The 17,025-nt window shown below is 32.9% G+C and carries 29 protein-coding genes and 1 pseudogene; 2 read left to right on the plus strand and 28 right to left on the minus strand.

The window, feature by feature from the left end:
- Nucleotides 1–250: 250 nt before the first annotated feature.
- The 3 genes from IC621_RS02235 to deoD form a co-directional block, all read right to left on the minus strand.
- On the minus strand, nt 251–757 hold the full coding sequence (locus IC621_RS02235) for a mismatch-specific DNA-glycosylase (RefSeq protein ID WP_191155295.1): 507 nt from the start codon (nt 755–757) through the stop codon (nt 251–253).
- Complete coding sequence (locus IC621_RS02240; RefSeq protein WP_191155296.1) at nt 757–1,581, minus strand: M15 family metallopeptidase; 825 nt, start codon at nt 1,579–1,581, stop codon at nt 757–759. The genes IC621_RS02235 and IC621_RS02240 overlap by 1 nt, the downstream gene beginning before the upstream one ends.
- Nucleotides 1,582–2,051: 470 nt before the next feature.
- The gene (gene deoD / locus IC621_RS02245; protein WP_191155297.1) at nt 2,052–2,756 is read right to left on the minus strand and encodes a purine-nucleoside phosphorylase; all 705 of its coding nucleotides are present in this window, start codon (nt 2,754–2,756) and stop codon (nt 2,052–2,054) included.
- A gap of 529 nt (nt 2,757–3,285) precedes the next feature.
- Here deoD and IC621_RS02250 point away from each other — a divergent pair.
- Nucleotides 3,286–3,429 carry a hypothetical protein gene (locus tag IC621_RS02250; RefSeq protein ID WP_191155298.1) on the plus strand — a complete coding sequence of 48 codons (144 nt, stop codon included), beginning with the start codon at nt 3,286–3,288 and terminating at the stop codon, nt 3,427–3,429.
- A gap of 136 nt (nt 3,430–3,565) precedes the next feature.
- On the opposite strand, the gene IC621_RS02255 is transcribed toward IC621_RS02250, so the two are convergent.
- The 5 genes from IC621_RS02255 to IC621_RS02275 form a co-directional block, all read right to left on the minus strand.
- The gene (locus tag IC621_RS02255) at nt 3,566–3,874 is read right to left on the minus strand and encodes a YodL domain-containing protein (protein ID WP_191155299.1); all 309 of its coding nucleotides are present in this window, start codon (nt 3,872–3,874) and stop codon (nt 3,566–3,568) included.
- Between the two features lie 52 nt (nt 3,875–3,926).
- Complete coding sequence (locus IC621_RS02260) at nt 3,927–4,544, minus strand: phosphatase PAP2 family protein (RefSeq protein WP_191155301.1); 618 nt, start codon at nt 4,542–4,544, stop codon at nt 3,927–3,929.
- Nucleotides 4,545–4,645: 101 nt separating this feature from the next.
- On the minus strand, nt 4,646–5,530 hold the full coding sequence (locus IC621_RS02265; protein ID WP_191155303.1) for a sulfite exporter TauE/SafE family protein: 885 nt from the start codon (nt 5,528–5,530) through the stop codon (nt 4,646–4,648).
- 82 nt (nt 5,531–5,612) lie between these two features.
- Complete coding sequence (locus IC621_RS02270) at nt 5,613–6,410, minus strand: protein kinase family protein (RefSeq protein ID WP_191155305.1); 798 nt, start codon at nt 6,408–6,410, stop codon at nt 5,613–5,615.
- Between the two features lie 370 nt (nt 6,411–6,780).
- Entirely contained in the window at nt 6,781–6,963 is a 183-nt protein-coding gene (locus tag IC621_RS02275) for a YozD family protein (RefSeq protein WP_191155307.1), read from the minus strand.
- A 139-nt stretch (nt 6,964–7,102) separates the two neighbouring features.
- Here IC621_RS02275 and IC621_RS02280 point away from each other — a divergent pair, with 139 nt between their 5' ends.
- Nucleotides 7,103–7,243 carry a hypothetical protein gene (locus IC621_RS02280; RefSeq protein WP_191155309.1) on the plus strand — a complete coding sequence of 47 codons (141 nt, stop codon included), beginning with the start codon at nt 7,103–7,105 and terminating at the stop codon, nt 7,241–7,243.
- Here the strand turns inward: IC621_RS02280 and IC621_RS02285 are convergent.
- The 20 genes and pseudogenes from IC621_RS02285 to IC621_RS02380 form a co-directional block, all read right to left on the minus strand.
- The gene (locus IC621_RS02285) at nt 7,240–7,911 is read right to left on the minus strand and encodes a hypothetical protein (protein ID WP_191155312.1); all 672 of its coding nucleotides are present in this window, start codon (nt 7,909–7,911) and stop codon (nt 7,240–7,242) included. The two genes, IC621_RS02280 and IC621_RS02285, sit on opposite strands and share 4 nt — an antisense overlap.
- Before the next feature lie 277 nt (nt 7,912–8,188).
- Nucleotides 8,189–8,404 carry a YozE family protein gene (locus IC621_RS02290; protein WP_191155314.1) on the minus strand — a complete coding sequence of 72 codons (216 nt, stop codon included), beginning with the start codon at nt 8,402–8,404 and terminating at the stop codon, nt 8,189–8,191.
- Between the two features lie 164 nt (nt 8,405–8,568).
- Nucleotides 8,569–8,844, minus strand: coding sequence for a YokU family protein (locus IC621_RS02295; protein WP_191155316.1), 276 nt, complete (start codon nt 8,842–8,844; stop codon nt 8,569–8,571).
- Nucleotides 8,831–9,259 (minus strand): annotated as a pseudogene (locus IC621_RS02300) (lysine 2,3-aminomutase); the annotation flags it as partial. The gene IC621_RS02295 and the pseudogene IC621_RS02300, both read right to left, overlap by 14 nt.
- A gap of 194 nt (nt 9,260–9,453) precedes the next feature.
- Complete coding sequence (locus IC621_RS02305) at nt 9,454–10,089, minus strand: RusA family crossover junction endodeoxyribonuclease (protein ID WP_191155318.1); 636 nt, start codon at nt 10,087–10,089, stop codon at nt 9,454–9,456.
- Between the two features lie 82 nt (nt 10,090–10,171).
- Nucleotides 10,172–10,579, minus strand: a complete 408-nt coding sequence (locus IC621_RS02310) for a hypothetical protein (protein ID WP_191155320.1) — start codon at nt 10,577–10,579, stop codon at nt 10,172–10,174.
- 5 nt (nt 10,580–10,584) lie between these two features.
- On the minus strand, nt 10,585–10,902 hold the full coding sequence (locus IC621_RS02315; protein ID WP_191155322.1) for a hypothetical protein: 318 nt from the start codon (nt 10,900–10,902) through the stop codon (nt 10,585–10,587).
- A gap of 34 nt (nt 10,903–10,936) precedes the next feature.
- A complete protein-coding gene (locus IC621_RS02320; protein WP_191155324.1) occupies nt 10,937–11,596 on the minus strand; it encodes a hypothetical protein in 660 nt (219 codons plus the stop codon).
- Between the two features lie 30 nt (nt 11,597–11,626).
- Nucleotides 11,627–11,863: a hypothetical protein gene (locus IC621_RS02325; protein ID WP_191155326.1), complete on the minus strand. Its 237-nt coding sequence runs from the start codon at nt 11,861–11,863 to the stop codon at nt 11,627–11,629.
- A gap of 252 nt (nt 11,864–12,115) precedes the next feature.
- The gene (locus IC621_RS02330; protein WP_191155328.1) at nt 12,116–12,724 is read right to left on the minus strand and encodes a hypothetical protein; all 609 of its coding nucleotides are present in this window, start codon (nt 12,722–12,724) and stop codon (nt 12,116–12,118) included.
- Between the two features lie 63 nt (nt 12,725–12,787).
- The gene (locus tag IC621_RS02335) at nt 12,788–12,949 is read right to left on the minus strand and encodes a hypothetical protein (RefSeq protein WP_191155330.1); all 162 of its coding nucleotides are present in this window, start codon (nt 12,947–12,949) and stop codon (nt 12,788–12,790) included.
- 112 nt (nt 12,950–13,061) lie between these two features.
- The gene (locus IC621_RS02340; protein ID WP_191155332.1) at nt 13,062–13,250 is read right to left on the minus strand and encodes a hypothetical protein; all 189 of its coding nucleotides are present in this window, start codon (nt 13,248–13,250) and stop codon (nt 13,062–13,064) included.
- Between the two features lie 42 nt (nt 13,251–13,292).
- The gene (locus tag IC621_RS02345; RefSeq protein ID WP_191155334.1) at nt 13,293–13,472 is read right to left on the minus strand and encodes a hypothetical protein; all 180 of its coding nucleotides are present in this window, start codon (nt 13,470–13,472) and stop codon (nt 13,293–13,295) included.
- A 152-nt stretch (nt 13,473–13,624) separates the two neighbouring features.
- On the minus strand, nt 13,625–14,434 hold the full coding sequence (locus IC621_RS02350) for an FAD-dependent thymidylate synthase (protein ID WP_191155344.1): 810 nt from the start codon (nt 14,432–14,434) through the stop codon (nt 13,625–13,627).
- Between the two features lie 65 nt (nt 14,435–14,499).
- Entirely contained in the window at nt 14,500–14,745 is a 246-nt protein-coding gene (locus IC621_RS02355) for a hypothetical protein (RefSeq protein WP_191155346.1), read from the minus strand.
- Nucleotide 14,746: 1 nt separating this feature from the next.
- Nucleotides 14,747–15,436 (minus strand): hypothetical protein, encoded by a 690-nt coding sequence (locus IC621_RS02360; RefSeq protein WP_191155348.1) that lies wholly within the window; start codon nt 15,434–15,436, stop codon nt 14,747–14,749.
- A 49-nt stretch (nt 15,437–15,485) separates the two neighbouring features.
- The gene (locus tag IC621_RS02365; RefSeq protein ID WP_191155350.1) at nt 15,486–15,656 is read right to left on the minus strand and encodes a hypothetical protein; all 171 of its coding nucleotides are present in this window, start codon (nt 15,654–15,656) and stop codon (nt 15,486–15,488) included.
- Nucleotides 15,657–15,731: 75 nt separating this feature from the next.
- Nucleotides 15,732–16,019 carry a hypothetical protein gene (locus IC621_RS02370; RefSeq protein ID WP_191155352.1) on the minus strand — a complete coding sequence of 96 codons (288 nt, stop codon included), beginning with the start codon at nt 16,017–16,019 and terminating at the stop codon, nt 15,732–15,734.
- Nucleotides 16,020–16,090: 71 nt separating this feature from the next.
- Nucleotides 16,091–16,708: a hypothetical protein gene (locus IC621_RS02375; protein ID WP_191155354.1), complete on the minus strand. Its 618-nt coding sequence runs from the start codon at nt 16,706–16,708 to the stop codon at nt 16,091–16,093.
- A gap of 67 nt (nt 16,709–16,775) precedes the next feature.
- Nucleotides 16,776–17,018: a TlpA family protein disulfide reductase gene (locus IC621_RS02380; RefSeq protein WP_191155356.1), complete on the minus strand. Its 243-nt coding sequence runs from the start codon at nt 17,016–17,018 to the stop codon at nt 16,776–16,778.
- Nucleotides 17,019–17,025 lie beyond the last annotated feature (7 nt).

Genomic DNA, 17,025 nt, shown 5'->3' on the forward strand with positions numbered 1-17,025 from the left:
GGTGTTTTACTTTTGGTTAGTTGATGCCCGCAGGATGCGGGTCACACAAGACGGTGCCACGGACGTGGCGCTTTTAAGTTTTTGTTCCTCTTTTCCGGTCGCCTGTGGACAAGCTGTCTTCATTGCATCACTAAATTTGAGGTGAGGGATTACAGCCCGTTAAGAGCGGGAACAAAACAGCTTTTAAAAAATCTGTTATATCAAAAAGGATTGTTCAGTTTTATTAGCTTTTTAACCGACAATCCTTCTATCATTTATTTATATATAAATGAACTTGCTTATAAATGTCAACGATTTCTTCTATTTTCATTCTTACCAATCCACTAGAGGAAGGAGCAACAAACTCAATCATATTCTTACTAACAGGAGTTTCCTGTTTACCCCAGGCTACTTTCCTCGTCTTACTATATTGTTCGTATACACCTTTTCCGACAAAGAAAGCAACCATAGGCCTATATTCTTCTAGCTTTTCACGTAACAGGATTCTTCCTTCTTGGTATTCTTCAGGAGTTATATGGGCCGCCTCTTTTGTCGGTCTACTAACAATATTGGTAAAACCATATCCTTCCTTTAATAGAGATCTATCTTCTTCAGGAAGGTAAATGCGATCCGTTAAATTTGCCATATAAAGAAGCTTCCAAAAACGGTTGCTTTTATTTGCATAATGATGTCCCGTTTCACCAGACACAATGCTAGGATTAAAGCCAATAAATAGGATGTCCAGGTGATAACCTAGTATGTCTAAATCATTTTGCATTAGATCTTTTTTACTCTTTCAAAATACTCTTCTAAAGTTAAATCATGTTCAAACATCACTTTTGCAGCTTCTTTTCCAACATACCTTAAATGCCACGGTTCATATTGGTAGCCGGTAATGTCTTCTTTTCCTTGCTGATAGCGAATAATGAACCCAAATTTATGGGCGTTTTCACTTACCCACTTGCCTTCTTTTGTTTCACCAAAAGCCTCAGTGATTTCTAAATTCACACTTCTTGAAGATATATCCATAGCAAGTCCGGTCTGATGTTCACTCTGGCCAGGAATCGCCACTGCTTGTTTAGCTTCTTCCTCCCCTTTTGTGTCTTTTTCAACGTTAAAAATCCCTTGCTGTCTCTCATATGAACGAAATCCAGAAACAGCAAATAGCTCAATCTGTTCTTTTTTGGCTTGATTAAATAATTGCTTTAATGCAATTGCAGCTTCCTCTCTTAAATATCTTTGAGGTATTTCTGCATCACCGAATGAAAAAGGAACATCAGGGAAGACTAGATCTTCAGGTGTATAATTCTCTGGAAGCGCAAATTCTTTATTAACTAAAACTAAGGAATTATCTGGATTTTGTATAGTTGCTTTTCCATTTACCTGTTTCACTTCATTAAAAAAACTGGATTTCAGAAGAAAATCTTTATCAACTTCTTCTTGATTCTTTTTATTAGATTCTTTTGACTGAGAAGATACCTCTGGCTGAACAGATTCAGTCTTGACATCCTCTTGAAAAAAACCTTTTGAAAAGTCTAAATTTGAGCAGCCTGCAAGGAGTAAAAACGAAACAGAGCCAGCCGCTAATTTTTTGTACCACATACTAATACCACCTTAATTTCTTCATTCGACACCATTTTACCATTCATATTTTTTTACTCAAAAACTATTTTTGGAAATTTTTGAGCTAAATAAACATGATCTAATGTAAAATGCCTGGCATTCATATCACATCATGATCATAGAGCAAGGCACTTAATGAACTAATTTCCCACTTTATGGGTCAAGTAAAACTTATTTAAGCCAGTCCGCTTCTGATAATAAGTGTTTTGGGTGAAACTACTTAAGTTCTGATTATCGGGATAATTGTACCGGTATCCAATTATTTGCACCGTTAACTGATTATTTGCACCATTATCATAATTTTTGCACCTTTATCCGGATAATTGCACCGTCATCGTGATACTTGCACCGTTACCGCAATAATTGCTCCGATATCTCGATAATTGTATCCTAACAGCACTAATTGTACCGTTTAACGACAAAGAATAAGCATCATTTGATTTTTGGAATTACTCTGTAATTGCTGCTTCTAAGGCGACTTCAATCATATCATTAAATGTTGTTTGTCGTTCTTCAGAAGTAGTTTCTTCACCAGTTATAATGTGGTCACTTACTGTTAAAACGGATAGAGCCTTTCGGTCAAATTTCGATGCTAGTGTATAGAGTGCAGTTGTTTCCATTTCGACAGCTAATACTCCATATTTTGCAAGCTTTTCAAGTTGTCCATGATCATTGTAGAATTGATCTGCTGTAAATACGTTGCCTGCTTTTAAGTTTAATCCCCTTGCTGTTCCAGCGTCATAAGCTTTTTTCAACAAATGAAAGCTTGCTGTCGGCGCAAAATCGATTCCTCCAAAAGCGATCCGATTCATTTGAGAGTCAGTTGAAGAAGTCATGGCAAGGATGACATCCCGAACCTTCACATCTTTTTGTATAGCTCCGCAAGTACCGACACGGATTAAGTTTTGGACATTGTAGCTTTGAATCAGTTCATTCACATATATAGAAATGGAAGGAACGCCCATTCCTGTCCCTTGTACGGAAATTTTTTTCCCTTTATAGGTTCCAGTAAACCCTAGCATTCCACGGACTTCATTGTAGCAGAATATGTTTTCTAAAAACGTTTCGGCAATATATTTAGCTCTTAATGGATCACCTGGAAGTAAAATTGTTTCTGCAATCTCGTTTTGATTTGCTCCAATATGTACACTCATTTATTGGTCCTCCTAAAAAAAGTTAAGCATGTCCAATATACCATACGTTGAACTTAAAAAGAAATCATACCAAGATAATTGGGATTGGATTGATTTTCATATCAAACTTCCTTTTTATTTGTACAAACTAATAAATGTATGATCTGAGACAAGGAGGAATTTACATGAAAAAGAAATTAGAACAAGCTGTCGAGCATGCAAATGAAACAAACCCATCGTCACGATCTAGAAATAATCAGCCGAACACTTCGAAAAAGATGAAAATGAAGAAATCATAGAACGAAAAGCGCAAGCCTGCCTATCGGCGACAAGTATTCGAGCAATCCAGCAAAAAGGTTTGCTCTTTAACTGTTAACAATGCTCGTGACCTCAGGCGTAGGCTCTGCAACTGACCAACAACACCTCTAATTAAAACGCTGAAAACGAAAGAACATGTAGGGTTGAACAATCTGTGGATTACACTGAAGCTAGATATAGTTAACATTTATTCGTATTTTCCAATAAATAATAATAAAAGGAGTTCTGTGAAATGGGTAAAAAACAGCGAAACCGAATACAAGGCCAAAAAAAGAATAATCATGTCCCGCCAGAAGCAATTGAAGCGAAGGAAAATGCACATGGTAAAGAATACTCCTCTACAAAAAGAAAAAATGGTCCAGGAAACCATCTATAACGTGGAGGATACATTTTAGCAATTAAGTCAAAGTTGGGATATAAAGTAGAACACTTAGCAACCGGTGACTTACCGCTTGCCTAATAACAAATATATCTCAGTGGGATTTTCTTAATCCCACTGATTTAATACCTATTTACCTGACAAATATTCGATTGATTTGTTCCCATCCTCCTGGAAAAAGTTTGTAATAATACTTTCCTTTCTTGCCTTGATCTATCATTAAAATATCCCCAGTGCTTATATATCTTGCAGTAAAATCCTTTGGAACTGTATCCGGTACATTAAATTTGGAAAACACTCTATCAAGAACCTCGTTGTGACTGCAGCCAAAAACTTCAAGGCGATATACTTGCCTGTATCCTTTGTGGTCTCCATGTTTTGGAGTTTGGAAAATGGTTATGTCATACGAAACTTTTCTCCGTGAAAACAGCCTCAATGCCAATTTATTTCCCTCCCTTTGCTTATAATATTAGCTGGTGGAGGAAGAAATCCTTTCAGTAGTTTTGTCGAAAGTTCTTATAAAACCAAAGATAAACAAACTTAATCATAAAAAACCAAACAATTCCGCTGCAAAAACCGGCTGTAATATCAGTTAAATAATGAACGCCTAAATAAACTCTGCTTAGCCCGATTGATAATATAAAAAGTGCTATTAAAATGGAAGAGGAAATAATAACTGGTTTTGAAACGCTCCACTTTTGAAAAACAAAAAAAGTGATTAATGTAAAAATCGCAGCAGAATTCATAGCATGCCCGCTGGGAAAACTATAATGTGCTGCCCCAATGAGTGAATCAAAATCTGGACGGTCACGCTCATAAAGTTCCTTCAGAAGGAAGTTGAATTGTCTAACACCTACATATCCGAGGATTAAAAATAGAGATTCAAAAAAATACCGTTTCCACATAAAAAACAAGATGATTAATAGTAGAAATGGCAGCGTGAATTTTATAGATCCGATTTCCGTCATGATTGTAAAGAAGTTAGTAAGAAACGGGGTGCGAACTTCTTCAAAAAATAAAATAATTTGATCATCCCATTTCATAACCATTGAATGGTCATACCCATAAGCAATCATTAAAAAAATGAGGATCAAAAAAATGAAAATATACATACTTACCACCCTAAAAAACTAAACTGATGTCCGATAAATAATTATTGTGAGAATCTACTATTACAAGTACAGCCTTTTTTATAAAATGGAAGCTGCCACTTTTATTGTTTGACAGATTGTCTTGTTCTAGACACTGCTCTAATACTTAAAAGAGATAATAAATAAAGGACAAATAAACATAAAAGAATAAGACCAGCAAGCTGGTAATCCATCAATTTTAAGAGCAAGCTCATAAGTGTAACGATGTACAATAATCCCAATCTTTTCTGAACTTCTGCCTGCCTGAAGTAAGATAAGCTTTTTGCTCCAGCTTGTGCTCCAATCAAACCGCCTGCAATTAATAAAGCTCCTGTCATTAAATCTATTGGAGATTGAACAATATAAGTTAAAAACCCGATGATGACAATAAATAAAACTGCAAATAAGCTTGTCCCAACCGCTTGGTTTGCAGGATAATGGAGAAAGCTAATGAGTAAAGGAACAATAATAAATCCACCGCCTACCCCCAGCATAGTTGACATAAAGCCACCTGTCATACCAATGACAATTAGGAAAAGAACATATAATATCCTGCTTTTTACTTGCAAATGGTTTGTAAAGCTTTCTCTATGATGTTCCCTTATCATCTTATAGGCAAAGTATGCAAGCAAGAGGATATAAACTAATGGAATTAACCATGTATCGACATCTATTTTTTCTATATATAAGACAAATGGATGAGCTGCTTGTGTCATAACTATCCCTGAGAGCCCCATAATGAATGCATCTTTCCAAATTATATTTTTCAACTGAATATGTACAAAAACACCTGATAGTGATGTCCCGATTGTATACAATAAACTAATTGTAATAGCTGAAATAGGATCATAATGCAGCAATAATAACAGTGGTGTTAAAACAAATCCGCCACCTACACCAAAAAAACCTGATAGTACCCCAATACATAGGCCAATTATAATAAAAATGATGAAAATAGCAATCAACACCTTTTTCTAACAATCACATCACGCTTTTATTATAACAAAAAAAGAAACGGGTACTCCGCTTCCTTCTTCATTTTTATATGTCTTATTTGTTAACTTCTATGCTATTTAAATACATTTCAATATCATCCTTCAATTCTTTACAATTTCTATACGGAGGTTCCAGCTGCAGCATTTTCCCAATGATTTTTTGGGCTTCTGGCATTAATGAAAGCTCTTCATTCCATGACTTTTCTTTTGCTGAAGAGGATGGAACGTAGCCGGAATATAGCAGGAATAAAAGAAAATGCCCCAATCCATAGAAATCACTTTGAAAGCTTCTTTCTCGAAATAATTTTTTTCTTTTAGAAACGAAAAATTTTTCATTCTCTGGAATTTCTAAATTAGCTGCCAGACCAAAATCTATGATTGTAATGCGATCGCCATCTAATAAAATATTCGGAATCCTCAAATCACGATGGACGATATTTTTTTCATGAATCAACTGAAGAACATTTAGAATATCGTTAATCTGCTTAAAGCTTTTTTCTTCATTAAACACAATAAGATCATCAAAAATTACTTCTTCAAAAGTTTTTCCTTTAATAAATTCCATCACTAAATAAATCATGTTATCTGTTTCAAACAGTTCATAAAAACTTGGCACATTTGGATGATTATTAAGCTTTTGTAAGATTTCGGCTTCCAATAGAAAAGATCGTTTTCCCTTCTTCCCTTTAGATAACCTTTGTTGTTTAATTAGGACTTCATGTCCATTATTTATATGCTCGGCAAGATAAGAAAAACCGTAAGCCCCTTCCCCCACAAGACGCTTTATTACATATGTGTTATGCAGCATAAATCCTTGTTCAAGGGGGGATTGGAAATACTTTTTAAAAAGCATTTTCAGCTGCTGTAAGAACCGCTCGACCTATGCTTTTTTTTATAATATTTATGCCCATATTTTGATGGGTGTTTCCCATAATGTGATTTTTTATAGCCGCTGCTGCTTGAATATCGACGATGGGATTTTTGATTTAATACTTTTTTCAGTAGTTTCTTTAACATACTAGATCACTCGCTTTGCATTTTTTTAAAGAATAAAACCTTCATTTCATACATCATTAGTTTTAGCCAAAATGGTGGTGTTCTTATGAGCTTTCTTTCCTCATTATCGACAAACTCAAACCTTTCTACTAAACCTATTTTAACAGAAGAGATAAGATATTTGCCATTTATCAAATAAAGAGTGTCCACCGGACACTCTTTATCATTTATTCAAATTCATCACAATCAACTTCTTCATCAATAATACATTTTTCCAACAGGTAGTCAAATGTAATATCTGCAAGATTTTCTAATTCAGCTTCGGACGGTATGTACCCTCTTTTAGTTAACGCTTTGAAAAAATATTCAGCTATTTCCTCTGTATCAATGACGACTTCAATTTCTCGCACAACATCGCCCCCTTGTTCTATTAATTATGTGTGTAAATAAAAAAATATGTCTAAGCTCTAAAATCTCATCATGCATATTTAAGCTTTACGGACATATAAATGGTTTTAGGACAAGCTAATAAATTGGAGGGGTTAATATATGATGAAGTCTTTTCTATCGTTTATTGATGGAGATCGTTTTGATCAACTGTTTGATAAAATCTTAAATGGATTGTTTCTCTTTATCGTTTTATTTTGCTTCCCATATTTTTTCTTTACTATACTATCTCTTTTTCGTTAAGAATATCTTTCAAGATTTTGTAAAATGAGGTTCATCATATCTTTATACTCCTCATCCTGAAACATGTCATATAGAATGTGGTAATCATTATAAATATCCAACAATTCGTCAATCATATCGGACTTAGTTTGAGGAGCAGGTACAGCTTTTATCTGATCCTTTAATGAGGGAAGCTCTTTTTGAAGCCATTGATCTAAATGTGATTGTCCATGAGTAAAATAGAATAACATGAGAATATGGTGCATAAATTTTTCAATATCCCCCTGATGCAAGACAATTTGCAGTTCTTCTTCATCCGCTTCCAACCATTCCCCATCACTTATCCGGGTTAGTTCATATATGACATCCTCCCAGCTATCATCTTCGTATCGCCATATTTCTGTTCGAAAACCCACAACTTTGAACAGATCCCCTTCATACCCTGTTACTTCGACAAGATCTCCTATAAAAAATCGATAATCGATTTCTAATCTTTCCGTTTCAATTAATTCCCCTTCATATTCGTCAAATAATTCTAACGAATTTTCATAATACAAAACATCTCCATGATTCACCTCATAAAGATAAAAATCATCTAATTTATGAAATTTTGTAACTGTTCCGACTGTTCCATACAGCATAATGACGACTACATCACCTACACGATATTTTGGTATTTTTTTGTCCATTCCCTTCTTCCCCCTATAACACGGTCATCATTATTTATGATAGTATATGCAATCTTTTAGAAGGAGCGTGGGCTTTTAAATTTGGTAAAAGTCGAAAAAACAAGCTTCAATTTCATAGCTGAGGCAGTATTCGTTAATTTTATAGCAGCCAAACCTAGTTTTTTCTCAAAAGGTAATAAGTGAAATCGATATTCAACGATTGTCATAAATACTTCAAAAGCAACAACTGTTAGAATAGAGAAAAAAAAGCTGCTCTATACAAAGAACAGCATTTCCCTCATCTTTCACTTATATACAAATCCCATGCTTCATCAAATATAACCATATTGTTTAAATAGTGGCCATTAAGCTCCAAGTAATCACTTAGTTCATCGTAGTTTGTCGATCCCTTGGGAAAGCTAAGGTCATCATACGCATCATTAGCAAACTGACTAATGTTATCTTTTGGTTTAGGATGCCGGTATTTCATTAAATAATGGTAAAAAGATTTCAAGCTCTTTCCCCCTACAATCGAAAAATTATTATTAATTATAACTTGCAGGAGGAGCAATGCAAACCTTTTAACTTAGAAAAGGGCAAGTCACTCACCCTTCGGTGACAACGAAGGGTATCCGGAGATGGTAGAGAAAGTTAACTCACTTTCCTTCTAATAAGAATTTAAAAGTCAAAATAGTTTCTTTTTAATATTCTTTCTGTCTTAAGCAGGCTCTCATAAGTTAGAGTTTGAGCAAGTTTCTTTGTATTAACAAGCAACAATTGATTTTCGATTTTCTCGATTATCTTTTCTTCCTGGTATTCAATTCCGCATTCCAAACATTCAATGGCAGGTGCATCATCTATCTGAATAGCTCTCGATCCATCAGGCAGCTCCCAGTATACGGTGTTAGTTATCTCTTGAATGTTCTCTGATTCACACCATTCACACAGTTTCATCTTTTACACCCTCTTTTGTTTGGTTGTACTTGGCTGTCTGTGCCTGATATTTCTTTTCTTTCAGCTCATCGCGCTTCTCTCGTTTATCTTTAAGAGAGGTATGGGCAGGATCTACCTCGTAATTTTTTCTCTTGCTAATACGAGAAATTCCCTCAGGGACTAAATTGAAGTGGCTGTCTGTATACAGACCAGAAATCCCGATAGTTGATGCTTTACCGTCTGCATCCTCATAAATTTCGTTAAAATAATCATCCGCTTTTCCCGCCACATAATTTTCCGGTTCAGGATAAGATGTGATGACACCTTCAAAGTTTCTCAAGACTACCTTTTCAGGACTTTGTGAGATTAAATAGTTTGGTTGAAGGGCTATTTTCCCTCCTCCACCCGGCGCATCCACTACAAAAGCAGGAACAGCATTTTTTATTGTAAGTAGAACATCTATAAGAAAAACCAGTAATAAATACTGGTTTAAATTTCACCTTGTCTTTTTAACAGATAATACAAATCTATAAAAGCCTTAGCCATTTTTTCAAAATTAGGCTCATTAGTAAATGAAAATTCTTCACAATATGGTACAACTTTTTCCTTTAACTTCTTAGATGACAATACTCACTCACCATCCTTTAATAAAGGATTATGCGAGTTGGATTTTGTCCTATTACTTTTTACTTTTATCTCACTATATTTACTACAAACAAACTCCCCATCGACTTCATTAATTTCACTTTGCACTCTTCCCTCTTTTGCTTTCTTCAAAATAGAACAGTTTCTTAGATACCTCTTGCAAGTTTTACAATTTTCTTCGAATATGTATATTTTATTTTCATCATCGAATATTCCTCTATGCGGTGTTTGACTAATATGTAATATAATTCTAGGGTTCTCACTATCTATTAAAATACGCTGTGTTCTAGTTAATACTCTTGAGTCATTGTCATATACAATTTTCTCTAAACTGTCATTAAGCAATTTGAACAGGTTATTATCGTCCCTACCAAGTCTGTTCATATAAATATAGCAGTCTTGATATATGTAATTTTCCTTAGTCCACTCATAATCCCACTCTTGATTAGTTAATTGTTTAATTGCTTCATTTTGAATTTCATTCTTAACCTTTACTCCATCTTTACTCATGATGCGCTTACCTGTTGGCATACGAGTTTTTGTTTTTGGATTCCAACCAAACTGATTGATATACAATTTATTAATACTTGTGGGGAGCGGTAATGTCATTTCTATTTGCAAGTAATCACCTCAATTATATATTTAATTTACTTATATAATTTCAATTAAAATTTTATTTCATTTAGATATGTATAATTTATTTTTACAACCACTCTAACTCAGGCAATCCTTCAACCCACTCATATAATTCCTTATTCACTCTAATCACCCAATCATATTTACTTTCTTGATCATTTTCCTCATACGTGGCTCTAATTGTATCGCTATTGTGATCATCAATCTTAAAACTTTCTGGAACAGTTCCAGGAATAAAACCTTCGTGAAAGTATATGTATGGCGTGGATACTAGTTCATACCAATGACCCGAACAGCAAAATTTAGTTAAATAACCCTTTTGATTCAACATAATGATAACAGGAGCTATCAGTTCATCTAATTCAATTACATTCCCGTGGCATTCATACTTAGGACAAAAAGTTTCACCATAACGGTTAGCAATATCTAAAAATCTACCTTCATATTTTTCATAGCAACTCATACAAACGTGCATATTTATCAATCTCCTTTTCTTTCAATCTTCTTATATGTTTCAATTGATTTCCTTAAATGTTCATTACGTTTCTTCAATTTTTCATCATTTTCCTTTACTCTCTCAAGAAAACGTTCAGCATCTTCACCAGCTACAATAGGTCGTTCTCTCATCAATACATTGGATTCTTTTAAAGTAGATTTTATTTTTTCTTTCGACTCAATTTCAATTTGCAAAGAGCTAATATGTTCCAGCATAATGTAAACAAATTCAACCTTAGAAACTTCATCATCCGCATAATCAAAAACTAAACTTTTCATTTCGCTTAATAGTTTTTGTTCCAAAAACATCAGTCTCCTTTTCTATAAATTCAACGTTTTATTGTAATAGATCACCAGGATTAATAATGTCTTTAAACTCCTTGCTCAATTGTTTTATTACAATCTCTCCTAACTCATCAAACTTTCCGTAAATAACCTCTCGCGGTATAAACATCTTACCTTTGAGCGACCCTGTTTTTAATTTAATACAGTAGTCTATTTCAACAATATCAAATTCAATGGATCTCATAGTAAGCATTCTAAACTCGCCGCTTGTCATAGTGTGAAAATATGTAGCTAATTCATCTTCTATTTCAGGAAGTTCAATCTTCTTTTCTTCTCCTTCTATTACTTGAGTATATTTGGAAGAAGGTAATCTTTCACTTTTTATTGAGTTTTTTAACTCCTTAAAAATTTTATCAGTGCTAATTTTTAATAATTCGTTTGGTGACAAGTCGTGATAAATTGTATAGTCACTTGTCGTGCCTTCAACTTTAGACCATGAGATAACCAGTCCATTCTTATTATTTAATTCACTTATTAAATGAAGATAGGCATTCTCGGATGTACCGTTATAGACTTCTTCAGAAGTAATCTTCTCAGCTAAAGGGTTGAAAATAATTAAATTATTAACTTTTTCGTTATAGTACAACTCATGGCTAAATCCTTTCACAAAATTGTATTCCTGATTTAAATTTTTTAGAGATAGTTTCTTCATTGACTACGTTCCTTCTTTCTAGTTATTTTTTTAAACAGGTGTGCCCTCTATAAGCACAGGACACTTTTGTTTGCTAATATAATCAAAATCTAATTTATCTATTAATCTTTTAGGTAACAACGTTCTTACTTCTAATATATATTTTCCATTTATGTATATATCTAAGTGGGAGTTTCGATATTTTTTCATAGTCTCCTTTAATGAGACTTCATTATTGCATGAGTATATTTTGAATCCAGAATCATACCATTCACGAACCTTATACATCTGTTTACCTCCATATTAAATTTACGTTATAGGTATTCAATGATTTGACCACTTACGGCTTCCTTTAGATTTATAAACTGCTCTTGATTGAGTATTAACTCAAACGGATGTTCCCCTTTGATATTGAACTTAATCGCTATCTCGGAATCCGACTTATAATAAGTTTCAAGTGCTCTATCAAGATTTGATAAATTTAGACTTTTTATTTTAAATACCACCTTTACAGATATTTTAAATAGACATGGACTTTTTTCACAGAGTTGAATTTTCTCTTTTTAGAAGTTCCTCTAAAATATGGTTAAATCCGTCTGTTTTCTCAAATGCGCTACTTAAAGACGTTTTTTCTCTGACAGAATATCTCTTTTTCCCTTGTCTAATTCTAATACTATCCATTTTCGAGTGGACGTTTTTAAACCCATTTACAACATCTGGGTTATTAGAAACAAACTCATGCAAGGGTTCTATTGCCTCTATAAAGTTTTTCACTCTCCTTCTAAAGACCCTTATTGTTTTTAATTCTTCCATAAGATCAATCATTTCCTCATCTTCTAGTTCTGTTAATTCTAAGGCATGTAATATATCTTGCGTTTCTCTTTGGTATATTCTAACCTCCTCATTTGCATCGTCGTAGTATCTATTACAGTTACAGAGTACGTTTATGACCTTTGATATTTCCTTGATTGGAGTAAAGTTATTCCAAGTAGTCGAAATATGTTTCTGTTTTTTGAAATTTATATCTTTTTCATTCTGAATTATATATCCTAGCAATTCTTTTAACCTAGCTACCTCTTGTTTTGTTTCTTTACTCTCTGATAAATTATTCAGTATATTCTCGACCTCTAAAGCATCTTCATAATTCATTTTTACCTCTCCCTTTCTTTTCACTATAAAATACAGAATTTATTTTTCATATTCGCTTTATGATTATTCTTTTAAATCTTTAATAAAAATCCTAAGTAAGTATATAATACATACAGTTCCGAAAATCCCAGCCCAACCTCCGTTAAGCATAAATGAAGAAAAATAACCAAAGTCAAATAGCATGTTTTTAAAAAATTCAACCAATAGACTTGGAATCTCTAACAAAGTCATCCCCCCCAACTAAATAAAATGTATCTTTTATGCTAAAAGAGTTTGTGAATTAATTTTCAAAACTCTTATATATCAATGTTTTTAGCATGTAAAATTTCACAATCTTTTACCAAATTTGAATATTAAACTCTCCAGATAATAATTCCTCTCTAACACTCATTAATTCTTTTAACTTAATATTTAATTCTGGTGCTTCAGCAATATCCATGCTGATTAAATTTTGTAATGCGTTAATTCTGGCGTTAATACGATTTAGAAATTTATTCCCGTCTAATTGAATATTATTATCTACCATTCTAATCATCTCCCAATTATGTAGTTTATAAATCTATAAATATTAAACTCTAACTAATTCACCATTCGATCCAATTTTATATGTAGTAACAGGGTAAACTTTATCTTCTTCATGTTGAGGAAAACGAACATTGTATTCCTTGTAGTCCCTCCATGATTCTTCATTTTCACTAAATGCTAAAAGCACTCCACTGCCGGATATACGACCATCTTGTGATCTCATTTTGTTCACCACCTTTGTTATAAATAATAAATTTACTTATAAAGAAAAGAGTAGAAAATTAAGTTTCTTATGTGTTTCTCAATTTCTACTCTTATTATATATAATTAATTTATTTATGTAAATACCTTTTTATGATTAATTTATTTTTATTTTCACCACATTGACTTCTGTTCACCGAATTTACTTACTAGCCAATCTTCAAATGGAGTTCCTGAGTCGATATTTTCACCAACACTCATCAAATCTTCCTCCAACATTTCTAAGATAGTAGTAACATCTACACATTTCTTTTTAATCTTACGTCTTACCTCTGTCCAATCTGTAGCAGGTTGACCGAACCATTCATATGCAGTTTGCCATAAATCAGGATCTACTTGATTAACTAATTCCCACATCCCTTGTACGACTTTAACAGTGTTTCCTTGTGCACCTTTCTCCCAAATACGTTGTTTAAATAATGACTGCATTAGCGTTACAAAGTTAAACTGATATACAAATGGATTTATTTTAGCATTAACAGGCATAGCTGAGCGTGATACTTGAGGTGTTTCTCCTATCTCTAATAATTTTTGATAATTATCTAATGATTGCTGAATCATTTCATGCACTAGGTCGGGATTTTTCATCTTATCATCGGGCATAGCAAAATCATCACTGGTTAATGCTCTATTTCCACCTGCAACTCGCATATTTCGCGTAGTGTACGTTATAATGTGATCGTAAACTTCTTTTGAAACATCAACAAATTCAAATTCTGCAAATTCTCCACGAAATACCTCTGGAACATGACCTTGACGAATAATTGATAAAGGCCTACGGACATTGCCTCTATCCTTTTTACCTAAGTAAATTGCAGCATTACGTGCGGCATTTAATCTCTCTGGATCAGAATAACGTTGTAGTACAATTTGAAATGTGTCTCCATGATATACTAAGTTTCCTTGTTCGTTCATTGTAATCATATAATCTCTCCCTAAATTTCAATTTTAAAGAGAAGGTTAGTTAACACCTTCTCATTATGTATAATTTATTTGTAAGAATCGTTTATATAGTCAATAACTTCTGATTCAGCTTGTTCGCTAACGCCATGTGTAATATAGTAGTTTAACTCTTCTGCAAGGAAATTCGCCATATCAATCTCTTCATCTATAACATTATCTACAATTCCTTCTGCACGAGTGAAGAACTCAAGGATACTGTGTAATGTTAGCGTTACTTCAGGACTAGTTGTAATTGTGATATTTCCGTCTAATTGTTTTTCCACTTTGAGCATATTAATCTCTCCTTTTTAAATCAGTTTCTTCTATTAATTCAACACGGTCGAAGTGTTCTATCGATTTTAAGTTTTCTATGTAGAATTTTAACCCAAGTTTATAATCTATATATAAGACATTTCCTCTAGTTCCTCTAAAAAGGTCTGGATTACACGCTCTAAATGATTTGTTAGGATGCACTATATCCATATTAGCTGTAATTTTAGTACCTTCTAAATCACCAAATAACTTAATCTGCATAGATTGTGCATTTGTTTTAGAGGTAGAAACGATTGCTATTCCCATTTCACAACCTCTTAATTTAAACTTACTTTCAGCGAATTGATTTTTATACTGAGGTAATCCTAAAGGAATTTTAATCGTATTTTTTAAATCATTGTCTATCTTTGAAATCATTCTTTGTAATTTTTCAAAGATAATAGTGTAATCATGATATTGTCTTAATTCTAATTTATTCAAAGATGATCTCATCAATGGCTTATAAATATCGTATTTTGAAAGCAATAACTGTTTAATTAATTTTCCTTCAATTTTATCTGCTATGCCATCAAAGTAAATCAATCCAATATTTCTTTCTAAAGAATCGATTAATGTTCTCCCTGCTTTTACATCTGCATCTTTAATTAATTTGTCAAGTTTCTCATCAATTTGAATAATATTTTGATACGTATCAAGTTTCATAGTGTTCATTTAAATACTCCTTTAGCGATTGGTCGCTACCCTATAATTTTTTATTAATTTACTTATCTTCTTTCTTAGCTAAATCAATTCCAATTACATAATTTGATAATTCGATAGACTTGAGAATTTCTTTAGTTTCTTCTCTGTTTAGAACTTTTTCGTTTTTACTTAAGATTTCCAATCCTTCAGTATTGACTAATCCACCTGGATAATATCTGATAGGCTTCAACTCAATCACCTCCTTTCAATTTAAAATAAAATTCTTATTTTAAGTAATGAACAATTTTAGCGAACTGTGTACTAATTAAAATTCACTGCAAGCGAATATGTCTGGCTTTAAGCAATATTTATTAATATGATTTCCGATAGTATCAGTCTCTTTATTCACTCCATCATGATAATAATTAAAGATTTCATCTTGGGACATTTCTCTTGCAAAATCTTCTTCATTCTCATAAGCTTCAATTGATTGAGTCCATACATCTTCACCGAATGTAGATTTATAAAGATTGATTGCTTCTTCTTTGCTTGTCGAACAGATATAATAAACACAACCCTCTTCCTCACCAAACGCAAACATTTTCAATTCCATCATTATTCCTCCTTTTTTACTTCGTAATATTCGTCTTAACCGACATTTCAATTTAAGATAAAAACAAAATTTTATAGAATATCTACAACAAATTGCGACCAAGCTTCCAATGAATCAAATACTTCTGACTGCTTTAATTCATCTACAGTAAACCAAATGCCTTCTAATTGATCAGTTTCCTTTACTGAAACAGTCAATCCTTCCTCTAATTCAGCAATAACTAACATTCCAATATGTACACGTCCTACTTCATTTAAGTCGTCATTGATTAATCCAATCGTATCTAATGAGATTTTTTCTTGATCAATAAATAATTCTTCATCTAGCTCACGTTTCAAGCTTTCAGAAATTATGTCATAGAAATCTAATCCTTCAATATTATTAACGTGACCACCAACACCAAGAGAAATTTGATTATGTAGACGTTTCTCTCCTCCACCAGATAAACGTTTATAACCAAACACTTCATTACCTTGTTTTAGGACGCAATATGGGATTGGTTGCTTATATTCAGGATTTTCTTCTGCATCTCCTCTACGCATAACTGAATAACTAGAAGCCATATTAGCTACAATTTTCTGTGTAGATTCTTTGTCACTGTTTACACCTTGGAATGTTAATTCTTCATTTGAGAAAGTTGCTGATCGTGGTGATACAATTATCATTTCGTCCATTTTGTTGTATGTCATATGTAATTTAAATCTCCTTTATATAAAGTTTATTTGTAAGGGAGGAATCAACCTCCCTATATTATAATCATCCTAATAACTCAGCCATTTCCTCTAATTCTCCTGGATTATATCCATTACTACGTTTTACTTCCTTACCTTCATCATCTAGTAAAATTGTTACCGGAGTAGACATAATTCCATACTTCACAGCTACATCTGTATTTTGCATTACATCAATTGACTCATATTCTACTTCGTTGTCATTTAAGAAATTTTCTACAAATCCACAGTTACGACAGTTAGGTTGTTCTAATTTAATAATTTTCATATTTTAT

Origin of the sequence: Metabacillus arenae (assembly GCF_014773385.1) — a bacterium.
Taxonomy (GTDB): Bacteria; Bacillota; Bacilli; order Bacillales; family Bacillaceae; genus Metabacillus_D; species Metabacillus_D arenae.